Origin of the sequence: Nocardia higoensis NBRC 100133 (assembly GCF_000308595.1) — a bacterium.
Taxonomy (GTDB): domain Bacteria; phylum Actinomycetota; class Actinomycetes; order Mycobacteriales; family Mycobacteriaceae; genus Nocardia; species Nocardia higoensis.
This window is the reverse complement of the sequence record NZ_BAGA01000069.1, coordinates 1-19,085: the sequence shown is the minus strand read 5'-3', so window position 1 is coordinate 19,085 and position 19,085 is coordinate 1. Positions and strand designations below refer to the sequence as shown.

The following is a 19,085-nucleotide window of genomic DNA, read 5'->3' as shown; positions in this document are numbered from 1 at the left end:
CAATCCTCGGTGCCGAGGTCCAGGTCGGCCTCGGCGGGTTTTCGGAGCCTGGTGTACCGGGGATCCGTTTCCAGGCTCTCGTTGATCTCGTCGATCAGGTCGACGCCGGGAAGCAGTGGCGCCAACGGTGGCAGGTCCGACAACGACGCCAGCCCGATCCGCTCCAGGAACAACTCGGTGGTGCGATAGAGCGTGCCGTTCGTCTCCGGGTCGGTCCCGGCTTCGGCGATCAAGCCGCGGGCGAGCAGCGTGCGCATCACGCCGTCGACGTTCACGCCGCGCACCGCGCTCACCCGGTTCCTGGTCACCGGCTGGCGGTATGCCACGACCGCCAGCGTCTCCAACGCCGCCCTGGTCAGTTTCGTCCTGGCGCCGTCGAGCAGTACGCGTTCCACATACGGTGCGTACTCGGTGCGAGTATAGAAGCGCCAGCCGTCGCCGACGAAACGCAGATCGATGCCGCTGGCGCGCGCGGTCAGTTCCGCCGACATCTCGCGCAGCGCTTTCTCGACCCGCTCGGTGGTGTCGTCCAGGGCCGCGGCCAGCTGCTCTACCGGCGCGGGAGCGTCCACGACGAGCAGCATCGCCTCGAGCGCGGACCGGAATTCGGTCTCGTCGAGCGTGGGTACGGTGATGTCGGACACCCCGGCCGGGGGCGCGGCCGATTCCGGTGGCTGTCCGGCGTTCGCGGTCACGCCGTTCGGGAGCTCGCTCACCCGTAGTCCTCCTCGAATGTCACGGTCGTCGCGGGTTCGCCGTCGACCGGATCGCCCAGCCAGCTGATGGCCAGCGGGCCGAGCGGATCGGGCTGGTCGAACTCGATCATCTTGCCGCGGTAGAGCTCGAGCAACGCCAGGAACCGCGCCACGATCTGCACCGGGATCTCGCAGTCGGCGACCAGCTCGGCGAAGGTGGTCCAGCCGCCGGGGCCGCGCAACTTCAGCATCTCCAGCACCAGCGCGGCCTGTTCGGCGACCGAGATGGTGTGCTGATGCAGATGGTCGAGCCCGACCCTCGGCGCGGGCCTGGGCCGGAACGCCGTGGCGGCGATGTCGGCGAAACCGGCCACATCGACGCCGAGGGTGACCTCGGGCAGCAGACCGGCGAAGCGTTCCTCCAGGCCCACCGCGCGCGGGTAGCGACGCAGGGCGACGGCCTCGAGCTCGCCGAGCAACTCGGCCACCTGCTTGAACGCGCGGTACTGCAGCAGCCGGGCGAACAGCAGGTCGCGGGCTTCCAGCAGTTCGAGATCCTCGGCGTCGGTCATCTCGCCGGCGGGCAGCAGCCGCGCGGCTTTGAGGTCGAGCAGTGTGGCGGCCACGACGAGGAATTCGGTGGTCTGGTCCAGGATCGTGTCCGCGCGCAGGCCGGTCTCGGTGTCCATGCTCGCGGTGAGCGCCTTGGTGTAGGCGATGAACTCGTCGGTGACCTGGGCCAGCGCCACCTCGGTGACATCCAGCTTGCGAGAGCTGATCAAGGTGAGCAGCAGGTCGAAGGGGCCTTCGAAATTGCTCAGCTTCAGGCGGAAACCGGTGGCGGGCTCGCCCGCGCTGTCCGCGCCGGGCCCGGGCGCTGCCTGCTCCGGCGCCGCCTGATCGGGTTCTGCCTGGTCGGTTCGTACCTGGTCGAGAGCGTGCGGCGCCGCGGGGTCGGTGGCCGCGCTCACCGGCCGGACCGGTGGATGACTTCCCGTGCCATCGCCCGATACGCTTCGGCTCCACCGGATTTCGGCGCCCACGTGGTGATCGGCTCGCCCGCGACACTGGCGTCGGGGAACCGCACGGTGCGCGCGATCGCGGTGTCGTAGACGACATCGCCGAACACCTCGACCACGCGCGACATCACCTGACGCGAGTGCAGCAAGCGGGCATCGAACATGGTGACCACGATGCCGTACAGGCTCAGCCGCGGATTGAGCCGGTCGCGGACCTTCTCGACGGTGTCGTTGAGCAGGGCCAGCCCGCGCAGCGAGAAGTACTCGCACTCCATCGGAATGATGACGCCGTCGGAGCAGGCCAGCGCGTTCACGGTGAGCAGGCCCAGCGAGGGCTGGCAGTCGATGAGGATGTAGTCGTAGCGGTCACGCACCGGTTCCAGTGCGCGACCGAGTGTCTGCTCGCGACCGACCTCGTTGACCAGCTGGATCTCCGCCGCCGAGAGGTCGATATTGCTGGGCAGCAGGTCCATGTTCTCGACCTTGGTCCGCATCAGCACGTCGTCGATGGAGGTGCGCCCGCCCACCAGCAGGTTGTGCACTGTCTGGTCCAGATCGTGATGGGCCACGCCGAGACCGGCCGAGAGCGCGCCCTGCGGGTCGAGATCGACCAGCAGCACGCGGCGGCCGTACTCGGCCAGCGCCGCGCCGAGATTGATGGTCGAGGTGGTCTTGCCGACGCCGCCCTTCTGATTGCACATGGCCACGATCAGGGCGTTGCCGTGCACCGCCACCGGCGGCGGGTCGGGTACCAGACGTAGCGGGCGCCCGGTCGGGCCGAGCTCCCCGGTCTCGGGAACCGGCGGCGCACCGCCGCCCCAGAGTGTCTCGGACGCCGTCTCCGCGTCGTCGTCGACCGGACGCAAGCCGGTCGGCTGCGGCGCGGTCTCGTCGCGTGGCTGGGCCGGTGCTCCGTAACGCGGCCCCATAGCACCGTAGGGCGGCTCCGCCGCACCGGCTGTCGTCACGATCCGCTGCTCCTTATACGTTCCTGCCCGTTGCCGAGCGTCGCCAGGACGCTTCGCCCCCGATTGCCTTGTGCCGAGCGTAACGAGGCCGATCGGGCCCGACCTCGCTTTCGTACGGTCCAGCTCTCGTCAGACGCTACCGCCTGCTCGTAGGAGACACGCGGTCGGACACGCACCGAGAGCATGTGGCGCTCACCGCGCGCGGGGATGAGCGTTCGCCCACACCTCGCGCAGCGTGCTGACAGTGACCAGCGTATAGATCTGTGTCGTGGTCACCGAGGCGTGACCGAGCAACTCCTGCACCACCCGTACATCCGCGCCGCCGTCGAGCAGATGCGTGGCGAACGAATGCCGCAGCGTGTGCGGCGACACCGCGGCCCCGATACCCGCCCGTTCGGCCGCGGTCTGCAACACCTGCCACGCGCTCTGCCGCGACAATCTGCCGCCGCGCACATTGAGAAACAAAGCGCCGCCGATGCTTCGGCCCCGCCCGGCGACGGCGAGCGCGGGCCGGCCCCGCACCAGGTAGGCGTCGACGGCGGCCAGCGCGGGCCGTCCGATCGGAACGATGCGCTGCTTGCCGCCCTTGCCGCGCAACAGGACCGCGCGCTCTCCGGTGTCGAGATCGTCGACGTCGAGCCCGATCACCTCGGAGATGCGGGCGCCGGTGGAATAGAGCAGTTCGAGCAGGGCCCGATCGCGCAGCCCACGCGGTCCGGCATCGGTGCCGGGAGCCCGGTCGCCCTCGACGGGTCCGCCGCCCGCGGCCTCGAGCAGACGCAGCACCGTGTCGTAGGGCAGCGCCTTGGGCAACCTGCGCGCGGGTGCGGGGGGCTTGACAGCGCGGGCCACATCGGTGGCGGTGATTCCCTCGGCTGCGGCGAAACGGTGCAGGCCGCGCACCGCGATCAGCGCGCGGGCCACCGAGCTCGCCGCCAGCGGGACGTGATCGGCCCCGCCCGCGCGCAATTCCACGGTGAAAGCAGCGACATCGGCCTCCCCCACCTCTTCGAGCGCGCCGATCCCCCGGCCGCTCAGGAACTCGCGATAGCGGCCCAGATCCCGGCGATAGGCGCCGAGGGTGTTGCGGGCCGCGCCGCGCTCGACAGCGAGATGGTCCAGATAGGTGTCGATCTCGCGCGCGAGCATGGCGTCGATCCTGTCAGTCCGAGGCTCTGTCCGCCGACCGGCGATCGGCCGCCTTGCGATCGATGAAGGTCGTCGGCTGGTCCGGCCACGGCGCATCGCCGGGACGCAGTGGTGTGCCGTCCGCCCGCGCCGCCGTCACCGCGAGCACGCCCGCGACGGCGGTGGCATTGACGATCTCCCCGGCCAGTGCCGCCCGCACCGCCTCGGCGAGCGGCATGCGGATCACCTCGATGTCGGCTTCCTCGTGCTCGGGTTCGGGACGCTCGGTCTCCGAGAGCCCGCGCGCCAGATACACGCGCAGCGCCTCGTCGGTGAAGCCCGGCGAGAGCGCCACATCCACCAGCACCGACCATTCGCGCGCGGCCAGCCCGGTCTCCTCGGCCAGTTCCCGCTTCGCGGCGGTCAGCGGATCCTCCCCGGCGATGTCGAGCAGACCGGCGGGCAGCTCGAGCAGCCGCCGCCGCAGCGGATGGCGGTACTGGCGGATCAGGACGATGTTGTCCTCGTCGTCGAGCGCGGCGACCGCGACGGCCGCGTGATGTTCGATCACCTCGCGTTCCACCACGCGCCCGCCGGGCATGGCGACCTGGTCGAGACGGAGCGCGACGATGGCGCCGGAGTACAGGGTCCGGGACGCCACGGTCTCGAAGTCGTGGCTACCCGGTGTGTGCCCGGCGTCGCCGTCGCGCTCGCTCATTCATGCCCCTTGTTCGGCTTTGACCGGCTCCTCTTCCGGCAGATCCACCGGGAGCCTTTCGGCCAGCTTATATTTCAGCGCTGCGGCGATCAGCCCGGCGAAGAGCGGATGAGGCCGGGTCGGGCGGCTCTTGAGTTCGGGATGGGCCTGGGTGGCGACGAAGAACGGATGCTTGTCCGCGGGCAGCTCGACGAACTCGACCAGCAGGCCGTCGGGCGAGGTGCCGCTGAACTTCAGGCCGCTCTTGGCGATGCGGTCGCGGTAGGCGTTGTTCACCTCGAAGCGGTGACGATGCCGTTCGGAGACCTGCTCGCTGCCGTAGGTGCGCGCGACCACCGAGTTCTTGGCCAGCACGGCGGGGTAGGCGCCCAGGCGCATGGTGCCGCCGAGATCGGCCTCACCGGCCACGGCCTGCTTCTGGTCGGCCATGGTGGAGATGACCGGATGCTTGGTGTCGGGTTCGAACTCGGTGGAGTTGGCCTCGGTGAGACCGACCGAGCGCGCCGCCTCGATGACCACGCACTGCAGGCCGAGGCACAGCCCGAGCAGCGGGATGCCGCGGGTGCGCGCGAAATGGATCGCGCCGACCTTGCCCTCGATGCCGCGGATGCCGAAGCCGCCGGGGATGAGCACCGCGTCCACATCACGCAGCGCGGCGGCCGCGCCCGCTTCGGTCGCGCATTCGTCGGAGGCGACCCAGCGGATGTTCACCTTGGCCCGCGAGGCGAAGCCGCCCGCGCGCAGCGCCTCGGTGACCGAGAGGTAGGCGTCGGGCAGGTCGACGTACTTGCCGACCAGCGCCACCTCGACTTCCTCGCGTGGGGCGTGCACGCGGTCGAGCAGATCGCCCCAGACAGTCCAGTCCACGTCGCGGAAGGGCAGGCCGAGCCTGCGCACCACGTAGGCGTCGAGGCCCTCGCGGTGCAGGACCTTCGGGATGTCGTAGATCGAGGGCGCGTCCGGGGTGGAGATGCAGGCGTCCACGTCGACGTCGCACATCAGCGCGATCTTGGACTTCAGGCCTTCGGGCACCTCACGGTCGCAGCGCAGGATGAGCGCGTCGGGCTGGATGCCGATACTGCGCAGCGCCGCCACGGAGTGCTGGGTCGGCTTGGTCTTGAGTTCCCCGGAGGGCGCCAGATACGGCACCAGGGAGACGTGCAGGAAGAAGACGTTGTCGCGGCCGACATCGTGGCGGATCTGGCGGGCGGCCTCCAGGAAGGGCTGCGACTCGATGTCGCCGACGGTGCCGCCGATCTCGGTGATCACCACGTCCGGGGTCTGGCCCTGCAGGTCCGGGCCGCGCATGGCCAGGATGCGGTGCTTGATCTCGTCGGTGATGTGCGGGATGACCTGGACGGTGTCGCCCAGATACTCGCCGCGCCGTTCCTTGGCGATCACCGAGGAATAGATTTGCCCGGTGGTCACATTCGCGTCCCGCGAGAGGTCGCGGTCGAGGAACCGCTCGTAGTGGCCGACATCGAGGTCGGTCTCGGCGCCGTCCTCGGTCACGAACACCTCTCCGTGCTGGAACGGATTCATGGTGCCCGGATCGACGTTCAGATACGGGTCGAGTTTCTGCATCGTGACGCGCAATCCGCGCGAAGTCAGCAGCTGACCGAGGCTGGAGGCGGTCAGGCCCTTGCCCAATGAGGAGGCGACACCACCGCTGACGAAGATATGTTTCGGGGCGGTTCGCGCCTGAATCCGTGTATGACCCACGGGTCTTTACCGTAACACGCCCCGGCGGGGGCGCTGACACGCCACGCCTGTTTGCTGACCGGTCGCCCGCACCTGATCAGCCCGGCAGCGCGACGAAGGTGAGCGAGGTCGCTCGGGAGCCGGTTCCGTATCGACCCGCGCCGCCACCGAGTTGCTCGGTAAGGCCGAGCACGGCGGTGATCCGCCCGATCTCCCGGTCCAGATTGTCCACGGTGGTCAGCACGGCGGTCAGCGCCGAGTCCTCGCGCACCACCGCCAGCGGACCCTGTCCTTCGGCAGCGCCGGCGCGTCCGGCCAGCACGACACCGGCGCCCCGGCCCCGCAACGCCCCGGCGAACCGCGCGACATTGGCGCCGCGCGCGTTTTCGGCCGCCGCTCCCCCGCTCCCGGTCACCACCACCGCGAGCTGGGCCGGCTGCACCGCTGTGTCACCGTAGGCGAGGAAGCCGCCGCCGCGCAGCGTCTCCAGTACCAGTGCGAGCTCCTGTGGATTGGAGCGCGGCTGACCGGTGGCCGGGTCGAGCAGCAGCACCAGGCCGAGCAGGTCACCCGCCAGGCTGCCCTGGTCGACGCCGCCGGTGCGCAACTGCGCGCCCGCCGGGATCGTGTTGGTGAGCGCGGTGCGCAGACGATCGCCCTCGGCCGCGTTCAGGAACGCGTCCTCGAGCGCGATCCGGCCGGTCACCGCCGCGCCCGCGGTCCGCAGGCCGCTGCTCACCGCTTCCACGTCCGCCGGGTCGGCGTCGGGTGTGGTGAACACGACCACCGACCGTTCGGCCAGCACACCGCCGAGGATGCGGCCCGCCGAACCGGCGATGAACCGGTCGGCGGCATCGGCCTGCTCGGTGAGGACGCGGGTGCGGTCGCTCAGGTCGTCGACCTGTTCGCGCAGGGCGGCCTTGTCCGAGCGCAGACCCGAGAGCAGATCGGCGGCCAGGGTCTGCGAACCCAGCACCACGCCGATCGCGAGGGCGAGGAAGATCGCGGCGATGGAGACGGCGTGCTGACGCAGTGAGATCATCGTCGTCCCCGGCTAGCTCGCGCCCGAGTCGAACAGGCCCTGGCACCATCGCGCGAACCGGTTCCAGTTGTCGATCCCCCAGTCCAGCACGTCGGTGCCGCTGTTGGAGGCCAGCAGCACCACGATCACCGCGATCAGCGCGGCGAGCACCACCATCGCCACCGCGACGCCGGAGACCCGGTTGCGGTACAGGGTGGCCACGGCCTTGGCGTCCATCAGCTTGGTGCCGACCTTGAGCCTGGTCAGGAACGTCGCGGGGTTGCTGTCACGGCGGCCGCGGTCGAAGAAGTCGTCGAGCGAGGCGGCCGCGCCCGCGGTGACGATCAGCGCCGCCCCGTGATGTTCGGCCAGCAGCAGCGCCAGATCGGCGGGCGCGCCCGAGGACGGGAAGGTGGTGGCGCCGATCCCCAGGTCCTGGATCCGCTCGAGTCCCTTCGCATGGCCGTCGGTGTCGGCGGGCAGGATCACCTCGGCGCCGCTCTTGAGGGTGGCCGAGGTGATCTCCTCGGGATCGCCGACGATGAGGTCGGGCCGGTATCCCTGCTTGGCCAGGGTGTCGGCGCCGCGGCCGACGCCGACCATGATCGGCGCGTACTCCTTGATGAACGGTTTGAGTCGTTTGAGGTCGTCGGCGTGGTCCGGTCCGTCGGCGACCACAACGACATGCCGCTGCTTCATGTCGAGTTCGAGTTCCGGGACCCCGATGCCGTCGATGAGCAGCGCACTCTCGGTGCGGACGAACTCGATGGTGTTGCCCGCGAATGCCTCGAGATGGTCGGCCAGGCCGTTGCGCGCCTCGATCATCCGCTCGGCGATGGCCGCCTCGGTGAGCTCGATGCCCTCGACCAGCGCCTCGGGTTCCTTCTTGGTCAGCCGGTCGGCGTAGACGACACCGTCGTGGATGCGGACCTTGCTGCCGTCCTTGATCTTGGTGAAGGCGTCGGAGCTGACCGTGTCCATCAGCAGCACATCGTTGGCGACGAGGACTTCCGGGCCGAGATTCGGATACCGCCCGGAGATCGACGGCGAGGTGTTGACGACCGCGACGACGCCTGCTTCCAGGAAACGGTCGGCGGTGATGCGGTCCAGATCCATCTCGTCGACGACCGCGATATCTCCCGGTCCGACGCGCCGCAGCAGGCGCCGGGTGTTGCGATCCACCCGGGCTATCCCGGTACGGCCGGGCAGCGTTTCGGTGTTCTTCGACAACAGGGCCGGCAACTTCATGTGGCCGATGATGACCGCATCGGCGCGGCGTGTGCTGGAGGCGCGCCGAGTAGTGGGTCACATTCGTGGCCGCCGACGGGCACGGAGAACGGCCACAGGCACACTTCCGGCATCCGATGTTGCGCCGAGAGCGCTCTCGAGTTTCCGGAGACTATTACAGGTAGTAGGACCGAATTCCAGAAAGTAGCCGTCGTCCCCGCATGTCCGCCCGCCGCGATGCCGCGCAGCGCCGAGGGGATGGACAGCCGAACTCCGGCAACCGATGCCGCACCGCTATGGCATGCGCGGGATCGCCCGCGGCCGAGGATCCGCAGGAAAGAACTCGCGCGACGCGGCCGTTCGAACCGAACGCCCCGAAACTGTGCAATCTCACAGTGGCAGTGATGATTCCGGCTCCCAGGAGGATCGGCATCCGGAACAGAACCGGCCGCCGCGTGGTTGTTCGGCGCACCCGTTCTTCACCGTTCGAAGGAGCCTCCATGGACATCGGCGTCATACTGCCCACCTCGACTCCCGATCCGGCGCATCCGATCCTGGGCGATGTGCGCGCGAGCGCCCGGTTCGCCGAGGAGGCGGGCCTGGAATCGGTCTGGTCCACCGATCATCTGGTGGCGAGCGCACCGATGCTCGACAGCACCGTCACCCTCGCCACCGCGGCCGCGGTGACAGACCGCATCCGCATCGGCTACGGCGTGCTGCTGCTCGCGCTGCGACCGGTGGCCTGGGCCGCCAAGCACATCTCGAGTCTGCAGTACGTCTCCGGCGACCGACTGCTGCTCGGTATCGGCACCGGCAACCCGGCCCACGGCGACATCGGCTGGCGCGCCGCAGGGGCCTCCTTCGGCGGACGAGGTCGCGCCACCGACGCCGCACTGCGCATCCTGCCCGGCCTGATCTCCGGCCGCGCCACCACCCTGCCGGACGGCACCGAGGTCGCGATCTCCCCCGGCGCCACGGTCCCGCCGTTGCTGGTCGCCGGCGACGGCCCACGCGCCCGGCGGCGGGCCGCCGAGTTCGCCGATGCCTGGATGGCCATCGCCGCCACCCCCGAGCAGGTGGAGACGGGCGCGCGTGAACTGCGCGAGCTGGCAGCCGGATTCGACAGGCCGACGCCGTCGATCACGGTCGTCGCGCCGCCGCTCGGCACCGACCCGGGCCGGGCCGCCGACCTGGTCGCCCGCTACGCCGAAGCGGGAGTCCGGCGAATCATCGCCGCTCCCAGCGGATCCGACTGGCGATCCGGCTACGAATTCGCGGCGAAGCTGAACGGCTGAATCCCTCAGGCCGCCGGATCGAGGACGATCTTGACCGCCCCGTCTTCCTTCTGCTGGAACATCTCGTACGCCCGCGGCGCCTCGGACAGCGGAAGGCGATGGGTGGCAAAGGATTCCACACCGAGCGGATCGTCGTCGCCGAGCAGCGGCAGGATCTCCGGCGCCCAGCGCTTCACATTGGCCTGGCCCATCCTGAGCTGGATCTGTTTGTCGAAGAGGATGCGCATCGGGAGCGGGTCGGCCATACCGCCGTACACGCCGATCAGCGAGAGGGTCCCGCCGCGACGCACGATGTCGATCGCGTCGTCGAGAGCGGCCATCCGGTCGATGCCTGCGGTGTCCATCACCTTCTGCGCCACCGAATCCGGCAGCAACGCCGCCGACCGATGCGCCAGCGCGCCCGCGGGTGAACCGTGCGCCTCCATGCCGACCGCGTCGATCACCGTGTCGGTGCCGCGACCATCGGTCTGCGCTCGGATGACATCGCCCAGCGAGCCGTCCACGGCGGAGAGATCGACCACCTCGATTCCCCGCGCCGCGACGCGAGCGAGCCGTTCGGGCACCAGGTCCACGCCGATGACCCGGTGCCCCCGGTGCGCGGCGACCCGGCAGGCCATGTCGCCGATCGGCCCGAGACCGAGCACGGTCACCGACCCGCCCGCGGGAATCGCGGCGTACTCGACGGCCTGCCACGCGGTGGGCAGTACGTCGGACAGATACAGGAAACGCTGATCGTCCGCCTCCGCCGGTACCTTGATGTGGGTGAAATCGGCGTGCGGCACCCGCAGGTACTGGGCCTGACCGCCCGGCACGCTGCCGTAGAGCTCCGAATAACCGAACAGCGCCGCGCCGCTGCCGTGCGAACGCACCTGGGTGGTCTCGCACTGGGTGGGCAGGCCGGTCGTGCACATGAGGCAGTTGCCGCAGCTGATCTGGAACGGGATCACCACCCGGTCGCCGACGCTCAGATCGCGCACGTCGCCACCGATCTCCTCCACGATGCCCATCGGTTCGTGGCCGAGCACATCACCCGCGCTCATGTACGGGCCGAGTACTTCGTACAGGTGCAGGTCCGAGCCGCAGATGGCGGTGGAGGTGATCCGCACGATCGCGTCGGTGGGCTCCTCGATGCGTGGGTCGGGGACGTCCTCGACCGAGATCTTGCGCCTGCCCTGCCATGTCACCGCTTTCATGCCTCACTCCTCACGGGGGAACGGCCGGGTTTCGACTGCTCGGCCGGATCTGGTTCCCGCCTACCCGGTCACGAGGCCGGAAAACGAGGCCGCCCCCGACAGCGGCGGGCCCGGGCACGACCGCCGTGCCCGGGCCCGCCGCGACCGGCTCAGTCCTCGTCGTCGAGCGAGGTGACGCCGGTGGTCGTGGTGACGCCGAACGGAGCCATGCTCAGGCAGCCCGCCGTCACCGTGCTGCCCGGCGCGAACCCGCCACGGGACTCACCGACGCGCGCGAGGTCCACGCGGATCGGCATCTGCGCGCCCGTGCCGAGCAACACGCAGGTCCACTCCTCGTTCTCCGGCAAGCTGTCGAGAGCGATCGCGCCTTCCTCGACGGTGTCCTCGGCGAGAATCGGGGCGGCCGCGGCCACACCCGCACCGAGCACGGCACCGGCAGCCGTCGCCGCCGTCACCGCGGCCACCCGCAGTCCGGTAGAGATCATCGTCGTCCTCCTCGTCTGGGTGTTCCCATCGACTCGGCAGTTACCGGTTCCCAACATCCGAAACCGGACGCCCCGTGTGACCCGGGTGACACGGGGCCGAGGGCAGTGACGCACGACCTATACACTTCCGACGACGCACCGGCCGTAGAGGAGAACATTTCATGGCACGTACCACCGTCGAGGCCGTCATCGCCGCTCCCCGCGATGCCGTCTACACCTTCTTCGCCGAGCGCGACGGCATCAACCCGTACCTGCCCGGCGTCCAATTCACGCTCACCAAGCCCGGCTCGCCCACCCCGGAGGGCGTCGGCGCGCAGTACACCGTCGGACGCGGCAAGATCGGTTTCGTCGAGGAGACCCGCGAGCTGATCCCGGGTGAGAAGGTCGAATACGAGATCGTCAAGGGCGTGCCGGTCAAGCGGCACGTCGGCACCATCTCGCTCGCCGACGCCGACGGCGGCACCAAGGTGACCTACACGATGGAATCCGTCCCCAGCCTCCCGCTGCCGGACAAAGTCGTCGAGGCCGGCCTGCGCACCCTGATCAACCAGGTCCTCGGGGCGACCCGCAAGGCATTCAAGGCCTGAGCCTCCCCGCACGGCGCGCGATCGGACGATTCCGTCGGATCGCGCGCCGTCGACGTTGCGGGCCCGTCCGCCGCTCGCGGCACACAGGCACCCGGTTACGGACTCCGGTCAGGCGCTCGCACGTTCGGCGCGCGCCATCTCCAGCAATTCCTCCGCGTGCGCGCGTCCGGTCTCGGTGTCGTCCAGACCGGCCAGCATGCGCGCCAGCTCCACCACCCGCTCGTCCTTGGTGAGCGCCCGCACGCCGCTGTTGACCGCGCCCTCGCCGTCGTCGGCCTTGTCGACCACCAGGTGGGTGTCGGCGAACGCGGCCACCTGTGGCAGATGCGTCACCACGATGACCTGGTGGGTCCGTGCCAGCCTGGCGAGCCTGCGCCCGATCTCCACGGCCGCGCGCCCGCCGACACCGGCATCGACCTCGTCGAACACCATCGTCGCGCCGTGATCGGAGCTCGCCAGCACCACCTCCAGCGCCAGCATCACGCGGGAGAGCTCACCGCCGGAGGCACTCTTGCTCAACGGCAGCGACTGCGCGCCCGAATGCGCGGACAGCCGGAACTCCACATCGTCCACACCGTTGGGCCCGGCGTGCAGGGTCGCGCCGTCGACGGTCAGCGGCGCCGAATCCTGCGAGCCCGCGGGCACCGGCAGCACCCGGACCTCCAGCTGCGCCTTGCCCATCGCCAGGCCCGCCAGTTCGGCGCTGACCGCCGCGGCCAGCTTGCCCGCCGCCTTCCGGCGCGCGTTGCTCAGTTTCCCCGCCGAGCTCCGCAGCCGCTCCGCGGCGACCTCCACCTCCTCGGCGAGCTTGGTCAGCGCGTCCTCGGAGACGTCGAGCGAATCCAGCCGCTGCCTGGACTCCTCGGCCCAGGCGAGCACACCGTCGATGTCGGGCGCGTATTTGCGGGTCAGGCTCTTCAGCTCCGCCTGCCGGTTCAGCAGCGAATCGAGCGCGCTCGGGTCCGAGGGCAGATCCGAGAGGTAGCCGCTGAGTTCGGTGGTCAGATCGACCACCACGGCGATCGCCTCACCGAGCCGCGGCACCAGCGCCGAAAGCGCGGTATCCTCGGCCGATTCCAGCCGGGCGCGGGCCGTGCCGAGCAGCTCGAGCGCACCCGAGCCGGCCTCGGGGCTGTCCGCCGGACCGGCGAGCGCGTCGTGGGCGACGGCCGCGGCCTCGCGCAGCGAGTCCAGATCGCTGAGCCTGCGCACCTCCTCGACGGTGCGCACATCCTCACCGGGTTCCGGTGCGACGGCATCGATCTCGTCGAGGGAGTGCTTGAGCCGATCGGCTTCCAACGCCAATTCCCGGCTCCGCGCGGTGCGTTCGAGCAGTTCCTCCCGGGCGTTCAGCCAGGCGCGCCGGTTCATCTGATAGGTACGCAGCAGTGAGACCACGGTGTCACCGGCGAACCGGTCCAGCGCCGCCAACTGCTGTTCGGGCTTCTGCAGCCGCAGCTGATCGTTCTGTCCGTGCACCGTCAGCAGCGACGCGGTGAATTCCGACAGCACCGAGGCCGGGACGCCCCGGCCACCGAGATGCGCACGCGACCGCCCGTCGCTGCCCACCGTCCGAATCGCGATCACGCTGCCGTCGTCGTCGGCGACCGCCGCCGCGGACTCGAGCACCTTGCCGACCTGGGCGCGCGCCTCCTCGTTCACGTCCTCGACGGTGAACCGCCCCTCCACCACCGCCCGCTCGGCGCCCAGGCGCACCCGGCCCGGATCGGCGCGCGCACCGCTGAGCAGGTGCAGGCTGGTCACCACCATCGTCTTGCCCGCGCCCGTCTCACCCGTGAGAACCGTCAGACCCTCATGGAACTGCGCGGTGGCCGCGGATATGACACCGAGACTGTCAATCCTGATCTCTGTCAGCACGTGTGCTCTCCGTTCGCCGTCTGCCTCGCCAGCCGGTCACAGGTAGCTGGAACTTGCGCACCATCCGGTCCGCGAACGGGGCGGAATCCAGCCGCACCCAGCGCACCGGTTCACCGCCCCGCACCGCCTCCACCCGGCCACCGCGCGGCAGCGCCATGGTTCGCCTACCGTCAAGGAAAACTATCGCATCGTGGCCGGTCGCGACGGCCTCGACCGCGATCCGGGACTCGGGACTGGTCACCAGCGGACGCGCGAACAACGCGTGCGCGTTGCTCGGAATCACCAGCAGCGCTTCGAGTTCCGGCCACACCACCGGGCCGCCCGCCGAAAAGGCATAGGCGGTCGAACCCGTCGGTGTCGCGATGAGGATTCCGTCACAGCCGAAGGAGGACACCGGCCGGCCGTCCACCTCGAGCACCACCTCGAGAACGCCCATCCGCGTGGCATTCTCGATACTGGCCTCGTTCAGCGCCCAGCCGGACGCGACGATCTCGTCGTCCACCCGCACCGATACGTCGATGGTCATCCGGTCCTCGACCCGGTAATCGCGGCGCACCACCTGCCCCAGCGCCTCGTCGAGATGCTCGGCCTCGGCCTCGGTCAGGAAACCGATGCGCCCCAGGTTGATACCCAGCGCGGGCACCGACGCAGGCCTGGCCAGTTCGGCGGCCCGCAGGAAGGTGCCGTCACCGCCGAGCGCCAGCACCATCTCGCAGCCCACGGCGGCCTCGGGACCGTGCGAGACCACCCGCACGGTGTCACCACCCGGCGTGGTGGCCGCCACCGACTCCGATTCCGCGTCGTCCAAGCGAGTGCTGCCCGCTTCGTCGTCGAGCACCCGGAGCCCGATTCCGGCGTCGGCGAAGATCTTCGCCACCCGGTGCGAGGTCTCCACGATCTCGGCGCGGCCGGGATGGGCGATCAGCAGGATCTCGCGATCGAAGCCGGTCATTGTGGACCCTCCTCGACCGCCCGCTCGACGAGTCCGCGCACCTGTTCGCCGTCGTAGTCGAACGGCCCGGTCTTGCGCAGCCACAGGAAGTACTCGACATTTCCGGACGGCCCGGGCAGCGGACTCGCCACCACGCCGAGTGTGCGCAAGCCCTGTTCGGCGGCCGCCGCGGCCACCTCGCGGACCGCCTCGGCGCGCAATCCGGGATCACGCACCACGCCACCGGAACCGACCCGGTCCTTGCCGACCTCGAACTGCGGCTTGACCATCGGCAACAGATCCGCGCCCTCGGCCGAGCAGGCCGCCAGCGCGGGCAGCACCAACGCCAGGGAGATGAACGACAGATCGCCGACCACCAATTCGACCGTGCCGTCGATCGACTCCGGCGTCAGAGAGCGGACATTGGTACGGTCGAAAACCCGGACCCGCTCGTCGTTGCGCAGCCGCCACACCAGCTGGCCGTAGCCGACATCGACCGCGACGACCTCGCGGGCCTCACGGCTGAGCAGCACATCGGTGAAACCACCGGTCGAAGCGCCCGCGTCCAGGCAGCGCTTACCCGCCACCGACAGCCCCTCGGGTTCGAAACGTTCCAGCGCGCCCAGCAGTTTGTGCGCGCCACGCGAGGCCCACTGCACCTCGTCGGGCTGCTCACGCACCACCAGCGGGGTGCCCGCTTCCACGGCGGTGGCCGGCTTCGTCGCCACCGTTCCGGCTATCAGGACGCGACCCGCGCCGATCAGCTCCACCGCGTGCTCACGCGATCGGGCCAATCCGCGGCGAACCAGCTCGGCGTCCACTCGCGCACGCCTGGCCACCTCAGATCTTGTCCACCGTGGCCAGGGCCTGGACCAGCACCTCGTGTGCCTGTTCCAGGATGCGTGCGCGGCGGGTGATGTCGACACCCGCTCCGGCGCTCTCCGAGGGACCCGAGTGACCGCCGCCCGCGTCGAGTTCGGCGAGCAGTTCGTCGATCTCGGCTCGGATGCGATCCGGGTCGGCAGGTTCCGGCTGTCCCTGGGCGCCGGGCAGATGCTGTCCGGGCAGCGGAACACCCGGCCGGGGCGCAGTGTTCGGAGTAGTCATCGTGCTGCCAACGCTATCGGATTTCCGAACGGGACGCGCGTACCGTCACGGCCCGGCCGGGATGGCGGCGCAGCCGCTCGACCAGGTCGAGGTCGGCGTCGTCGTCCACCGGCGGATGATTGAGGGCGTCCAAGCTGTGTGCGACATAGGTCGGTACTCGCCGCGGGCCGGCCACGGCCAGTTCCTCGAGGGTGCTCACCCCGGTCAGCACCAGCAGCGAATCCAGCGCGACCCGGTCGGCGCCCTCGATATCGGTGTCGAGGCGGTCGCCCACCACCAGCGCCGCCCTGGTGCCGACCCGCGCGACGGCATCCTCGAGCAGCGGCGCGAACGGCTTGCCCGCCACCACCGGTTCCAGATCGGAGGCCGCGCGCAGCGCAGCCACCATCGACCCGTTGCCCGGCGCGAGGCCGCGCTCGTTCGGCAGCGTCTTGTCGGTGTTCGCGGCCACCCAGAGCGCACCCGCCCGCAGCGCGTAGGAGGCCTCGGCCAGATCGGCCCAGGCGGTGTCCGGCGAATGCCCCTGCACGACCGCGGCGGGCACGTCGCCGTTGTAGCGGCGGACCGGCGTCAGGCCGGCCGTGGCGACCTCGGCGACCAGATCCTCGGAGCCGACGACGAGCACGGTGTCGCCGGGCGTCAGCTTCTCGGCGAGCAGCCGCACCGCGGCCTGGGCACTGGTGACCACATCGTCCGGCGTAGCCGGGTAACCGAGTTCGGCGAGATGCGCGGCCACCGTCGCGGGGCCGCGACTGGCATTGTTGGTGACGTAGGCGAGCCGCTGCGCCGCACCGTTCCGCCCGGCGCTCACCAGCGCCTCCGGCGCCCCGTCGATCACCGCCGCACCCCGGTACAGCGTGCCGTCCAGGTCGAGCAGCAAGGCTTCGTAGCGATCTCGTAGCCGCTTCACACCACTCCCACTTCGTTCATCCCCCGCACCGGGACGGTCCGTCCCGGATAGGTTTCGGCGTGACTCGACATTACGTCAGCCCACCGACGACCTCGGCGACGGGCATCGGGCGCCCCGCAGGCCTGACGGCGCAGCCGCCCGGCGGCGGACCGGCGATGCCGAGCCCGCACGCCGTTCGGGCGCGGCTGTTACTCGTCTCCGCCGGTCAGTTCGGCCGCACGGTCCTCGGCATCGGTCTCGCCGTCCAGATCGGCAGAGGCGGCGTTGAGGAACCATTCCAGGCCCTCCGCGGTGCGTCCCGCCGCCACCAGGGCATCGGCGTAGGCGTAGAACAGGCGAGCGGCCGCGGAGCCGGTCCGCTCCGGGTCCAGATCGGCGGTCTGCAGCGTCACCACGGCTTGGTCGTACTGGCCGAGATCCATGCGGGCGCCGGAGACGACGATGCGCAACTCACTGGCCTCGTCGCCGGTGAGCGCGCGCGCCTCCTCACTGCGGCCGAGCTCGATGGCCCGCTCGGGACGGCCCAGACCGCGTTCGCAGTCCGCCATCACCGCGAGCAGCCCTGAGCCACCGGACATCCGGCGCGCAGTGCGCAGTTCGGACAGGGCCTCGGCCCACTCGCCCGCGTGATAGGCCACCACACCGGCGGTCTCGCGCACCACCGCGATCCGGCCCGCCCGCTGCCTGGCCGCTCGCGCATGCGCCAGCGCCGAGCTCGGGTCGTCGTCGACCAGGCGCACGGCCATCACCAGATGCCGCGCCACGGTCTCGGCGTTGCCCTTGTCGAGGCTCAGCAGGTCACGGCGCACCGCCATGTCGAGATCCGAGGCCTCGACGTCATCGGGCAGGTCGGGTTCCTCGGGCCGGGGCGGACGCCGGTCCAGCGAGCGGCCGCCCGCACTGCGAGCACCCTCGCCGCCGCGCCGCCGATCGTCGAAGCCCCCGCGGCTGTCCGAGCCACGATTGTCCGGACGGTTGTCGGAGCCGCCACGGCCGAACCCGCCGGATCGCCCCCCCTCGGAACCGCGCCGATCGAAGCCGCCACGGTCCGAGCCCGGCCGGTCGGAGCCACCGCGGTCGGAGCGACGGTCGAAGCCGCCACGATCCGCACCACCACGATCAGCACCGCCGCGATCGAAACCACTGCGGCCCGCACCGCCACGATCCGAGCCGCTCCTGTCGAAACCGCCACGACCGGCGCCGCGATCGTACCCACCACGCTCCGCGCCGCCACGGTCTCCATGATCAGCAGCGCCGCGCCGATCGAAGCCACCGCGGTCCGAGCCGGAACGGTCGGAGCGACGCTCGAAGCCGCCACGATCGGACCCACCACGGTCGGACCCACCCCGGTCGAAACCACCGCGATCGGAGCCACCCCGGTCAGAACCACGACGCTCGAAGCCGCCACGGTCCGAGCCGCCACGGTCCGAGCCACCCCGATGGGAACCGCCCCGGCCGGACTCGCCACGCGTGCCGAAATCGCCCGATCCGCCGCGACGGAAACCGCCGCGCTCCTCGGAGCCACCACGTTGGAAACCTTCGCGATCGGACCGGGCGCGATCCCCGTAGCCGCCACGGCCTCCGGATTCGCCCCCACGGTCGACGCGCCGCTCGCCGGAGTCACCGCCGCGCGTACCGCGATCGAAGCCGCCCCGCTCACCCCCGCGCGAGCTGCCGGAATCGCCTCCACGTCGACCCGCGTCGTCACGACGGAACCCGCCGCTGTCGCCGCCACGGCGGAAACCACCGCCGGATCCGCGATCATCACGGGAAACGGACCGGTCCCCGGAGTCTCGGCGGAAGCCACCGCCGGATCGGCCACGGCTGTCGGATCCGCCGCGTCCTTCGGTACTTCCCCGACCGCCGTAACCCCCGGAGTCGCCCCGGCGGGCATCACGCCGATCCCCGGCTCCGCGCTCGTTGTCCGCGCCGCCGCGGCGGAAACCGCCGCTTCGCCCCGTGTCGGAGTCACCGGTCCCACGGGACGGCCGGTCGTTGCCGGCATCGCGCTGCCCCGAATCGGACGCGCCTCGCCGGAACGGCCTCGGACCGTCGTTGTGTTCGGACACGGTGAACCCTTTCGAAAAGTCTGCTGCCGGGGAGTTGCCCGGCTTCGTTGATTCAACCACGCGTTCACGAAGTGGCCGAACGCGTGCGAGTGCACGAGGTCCGAAGACCCCGGAAACGACGATAGGGGACCCAGTATTGGGTCCCCTATCGTG

17 protein-coding genes and 2 pseudogenes are annotated in these 19,085 nt (G+C 70.4%); 2 read left to right on the top strand and 17 right to left on the bottom strand.

What is annotated here, in order from left to right; all coding sequences use genetic code 11:
• The 8 genes from scpB to steA form a co-directional block, all read right to left on the bottom strand.
• Window positions 1-644, bottom strand: a 644-nt coding sequence (gene scpB, locus ON26_RS09575; protein WP_051026875.1) for an SMC-Scp complex subunit ScpB, incomplete at its 3' end; no start/stop codon positions are given.
• Between the two features lie 68 nt (window positions 645-712).
• Window positions 713-1,666 (bottom strand): segregation and condensation protein A, encoded by a 954-nt coding sequence (locus tag ON26_RS09570; protein ID WP_083883974.1) that lies wholly within the window; start codon window positions 1,664-1,666, stop codon window positions 713-715.
• Complete coding sequence (locus tag ON26_RS09565) at window positions 1,663-2,643, bottom strand: ParA family protein (protein WP_373280931.1); 981 nt, start codon at window positions 2,641-2,643, stop codon at window positions 1,663-1,665. The genes ON26_RS09570 and ON26_RS09565 overlap by 4 nt, the downstream gene beginning before the upstream one ends.
• A 231-nt stretch (window positions 2,644-2,874) precedes the next feature.
• Window positions 2,875-3,831 (bottom strand): site-specific tyrosine recombinase XerD, encoded by a 957-nt coding sequence (locus tag ON26_RS09560; protein ID WP_040795681.1) that lies wholly within the window; start codon window positions 3,829-3,831, stop codon window positions 2,875-2,877.
• A 13-nt stretch (window positions 3,832-3,844) separates the two neighbouring features.
• A complete protein-coding gene (locus ON26_RS09555; protein WP_040795680.1) occupies window positions 3,845-4,528 on the bottom strand; it encodes an NUDIX domain-containing protein in 684 nt (227 codons plus the stop codon).
• On the bottom strand, window positions 4,529-6,250 hold the full coding sequence (gene pyrG / locus ON26_RS09550; protein WP_051026874.1) for a CTP synthase: 1,722 nt from the start codon (window positions 6,248-6,250) through the stop codon (window positions 4,529-4,531).
• Window positions 6,251-6,326: 76 nt separating this feature from the next.
• On the bottom strand, window positions 6,327-7,271 hold the full coding sequence (locus tag ON26_RS09545) for a copper transporter (RefSeq protein ID WP_040795679.1): 945 nt from the start codon (window positions 7,269-7,271) through the stop codon (window positions 6,327-6,329).
• Window positions 7,272-7,283: 12 nt separating this feature from the next.
• Window positions 7,284-8,498 carry a putative cytokinetic ring protein SteA gene (steA, locus tag ON26_RS09540; RefSeq protein ID WP_040795678.1) on the bottom strand — a complete coding sequence of 405 codons (1,215 nt, stop codon included), beginning with the start codon at window positions 8,496-8,498 and terminating at the stop codon, window positions 7,284-7,286.
• A 479-nt stretch (window positions 8,499-8,977) separates the two neighbouring features.
• Between steA and ON26_RS09535 the strand changes: the two genes are divergently transcribed.
• A complete protein-coding gene (locus tag ON26_RS09535) occupies window positions 8,978-9,772 on the top strand; it encodes an LLM class flavin-dependent oxidoreductase (protein WP_040795677.1) in 795 nt (264 codons plus the stop codon).
• 5 nt (window positions 9,773-9,777) lie between these two features.
• Here the strand turns inward: ON26_RS09535 and ON26_RS09530 are convergent, their stop codons facing one another.
• Both ON26_RS09530 and ON26_RS09525 read right to left on the bottom strand, forming a co-directional pair.
• Window positions 9,778-10,965 (bottom strand): alcohol dehydrogenase catalytic domain-containing protein, encoded by a 1,188-nt coding sequence (locus tag ON26_RS09530; RefSeq protein WP_040795676.1) that lies wholly within the window; start codon window positions 10,963-10,965, stop codon window positions 9,778-9,780.
• A gap of 149 nt (window positions 10,966-11,114) precedes the next feature.
• Complete coding sequence (locus tag ON26_RS09525) at window positions 11,115-11,450, bottom strand: hypothetical protein (RefSeq protein ID WP_040795675.1); 336 nt, start codon at window positions 11,448-11,450, stop codon at window positions 11,115-11,117.
• Between the two features lie 161 nt (window positions 11,451-11,611).
• Here ON26_RS09525 and ON26_RS09520 point away from each other — a divergent pair, with 161 nt between their 5' ends.
• Window positions 11,612-12,037, top strand: coding sequence for an SRPBCC family protein (locus tag ON26_RS09520; RefSeq protein ID WP_040795674.1), 426 nt, complete (start codon window positions 11,612-11,614; stop codon window positions 12,035-12,037).
• A gap of 108 nt (window positions 12,038-12,145) precedes the next feature.
• Here ON26_RS09520 and recN read toward each other — a convergent pair whose 3' ends face one another.
• The 7 genes and pseudogenes from recN to ON26_RS35180 all read right to left on the bottom strand — a co-directional run.
• Window positions 12,146-13,915, bottom strand: a complete 1,770-nt coding sequence (recN, locus tag ON26_RS09515; protein WP_040795673.1) for a DNA repair protein RecN — start codon at window positions 13,913-13,915, stop codon at window positions 12,146-12,148.
• Entirely contained in the window at window positions 13,893-14,867 is a 975-nt protein-coding gene (locus ON26_RS09510; RefSeq protein WP_040795672.1) for an NAD kinase, read from the bottom strand. Before ON26_RS09510 ends, recN begins: the two co-directional genes overlap by 23 nt.
• Entirely contained in the window at window positions 14,864-15,685 is an 822-nt protein-coding gene (locus ON26_RS09505; protein WP_040795671.1) for a TlyA family RNA methyltransferase, read from the bottom strand. Before ON26_RS09505 ends, ON26_RS09510 begins: the two co-directional genes overlap by 4 nt.
• A gap of 1 nt (window position 15,686) precedes the next feature.
• Window positions 15,687-15,953 carry a hypothetical protein gene (locus tag ON26_RS09500; protein WP_040795670.1) on the bottom strand — a complete coding sequence of 89 codons (267 nt, stop codon included), beginning with the start codon at window positions 15,951-15,953 and terminating at the stop codon, window positions 15,687-15,689.
• Window positions 15,954-15,966: 13 nt separating this feature from the next.
• Complete coding sequence (locus tag ON26_RS09495; protein ID WP_051026873.1) at window positions 15,967-16,863, bottom strand: HAD-IIA family hydrolase; 897 nt, start codon at window positions 16,861-16,863, stop codon at window positions 15,967-15,969.
• A 188-nt stretch (window positions 16,864-17,051) separates the two neighbouring features.
• A pseudogene (locus tag ON26_RS35185) lies at window positions 17,052-17,492 on the bottom strand (hypothetical protein); the annotation flags it as partial.
• Between the two features lie 161 nt (window positions 17,493-17,653).
• Window positions 17,654-19,085: pseudogene (locus tag ON26_RS35180) on the bottom strand (hypothetical protein); the annotation flags it as partial.

Coding starts and splice junctions, on each gene's coding strand:
- ON26_RS09525 (WP_040795675.1), bottom strand. CDS start 11,450: ATGATCTCTACCGGACTGCGGGTGGCCGCGGTGACGGCGGCGACGGCT.
- ON26_RS09500 (WP_040795670.1), bottom strand. CDS start 15,953: ATGACTACTCCGAACACTGCGCCCCGGCCGGGTGTTCCGCTGCCCGGA.
- ON26_RS09565 (WP_373280931.1), bottom strand. CDS start 2,643: ATGGGGCCGCGTTACGGAGCACCGGCCCAGCCACGCGACGAGACCGCG.
- ON26_RS09510 (WP_040795672.1), bottom strand. CDS start 14,867: ATGACCGGCTTCGATCGCGAGATCCTGCTGATCGCCCATCCCGGCCGC.
- ON26_RS09520 (WP_040795674.1), top strand. CDS start 11,612: ATGGCACGTACCACCGTCGAGGCCGTCATCGCCGCTCCCCGCGATGCC.
- steA (WP_040795678.1), bottom strand. CDS start 8,498: ATGAAGTTGCCGGCCCTGTTGTCGAAGAACACCGAAACGCTGCCCGGC.
- ON26_RS09555 (WP_040795680.1), bottom strand. CDS start 4,528: ATGAGCGAGCGCGACGGCGACGCCGGGCACACACCGGGTAGCCACGAC.
- ON26_RS09560 (WP_040795681.1), bottom strand. CDS start 3,831: ATGCTCGCGCGCGAGATCGACACCTATCTGGACCATCTCGCTGTCGAG.
- ON26_RS09535 (WP_040795677.1), top strand. CDS start 8,978: ATGGACATCGGCGTCATACTGCCCACCTCGACTCCCGATCCGGCGCAT.
- ON26_RS09530 (WP_040795676.1), bottom strand. CDS start 10,965: ATGAAAGCGGTGACATGGCAGGGCAGGCGCAAGATCTCGGTCGAGGAC.
- ON26_RS09545 (WP_040795679.1), bottom strand. CDS start 7,271: ATGATCTCACTGCGTCAGCACGCCGTCTCCATCGCCGCGATCTTCCTC.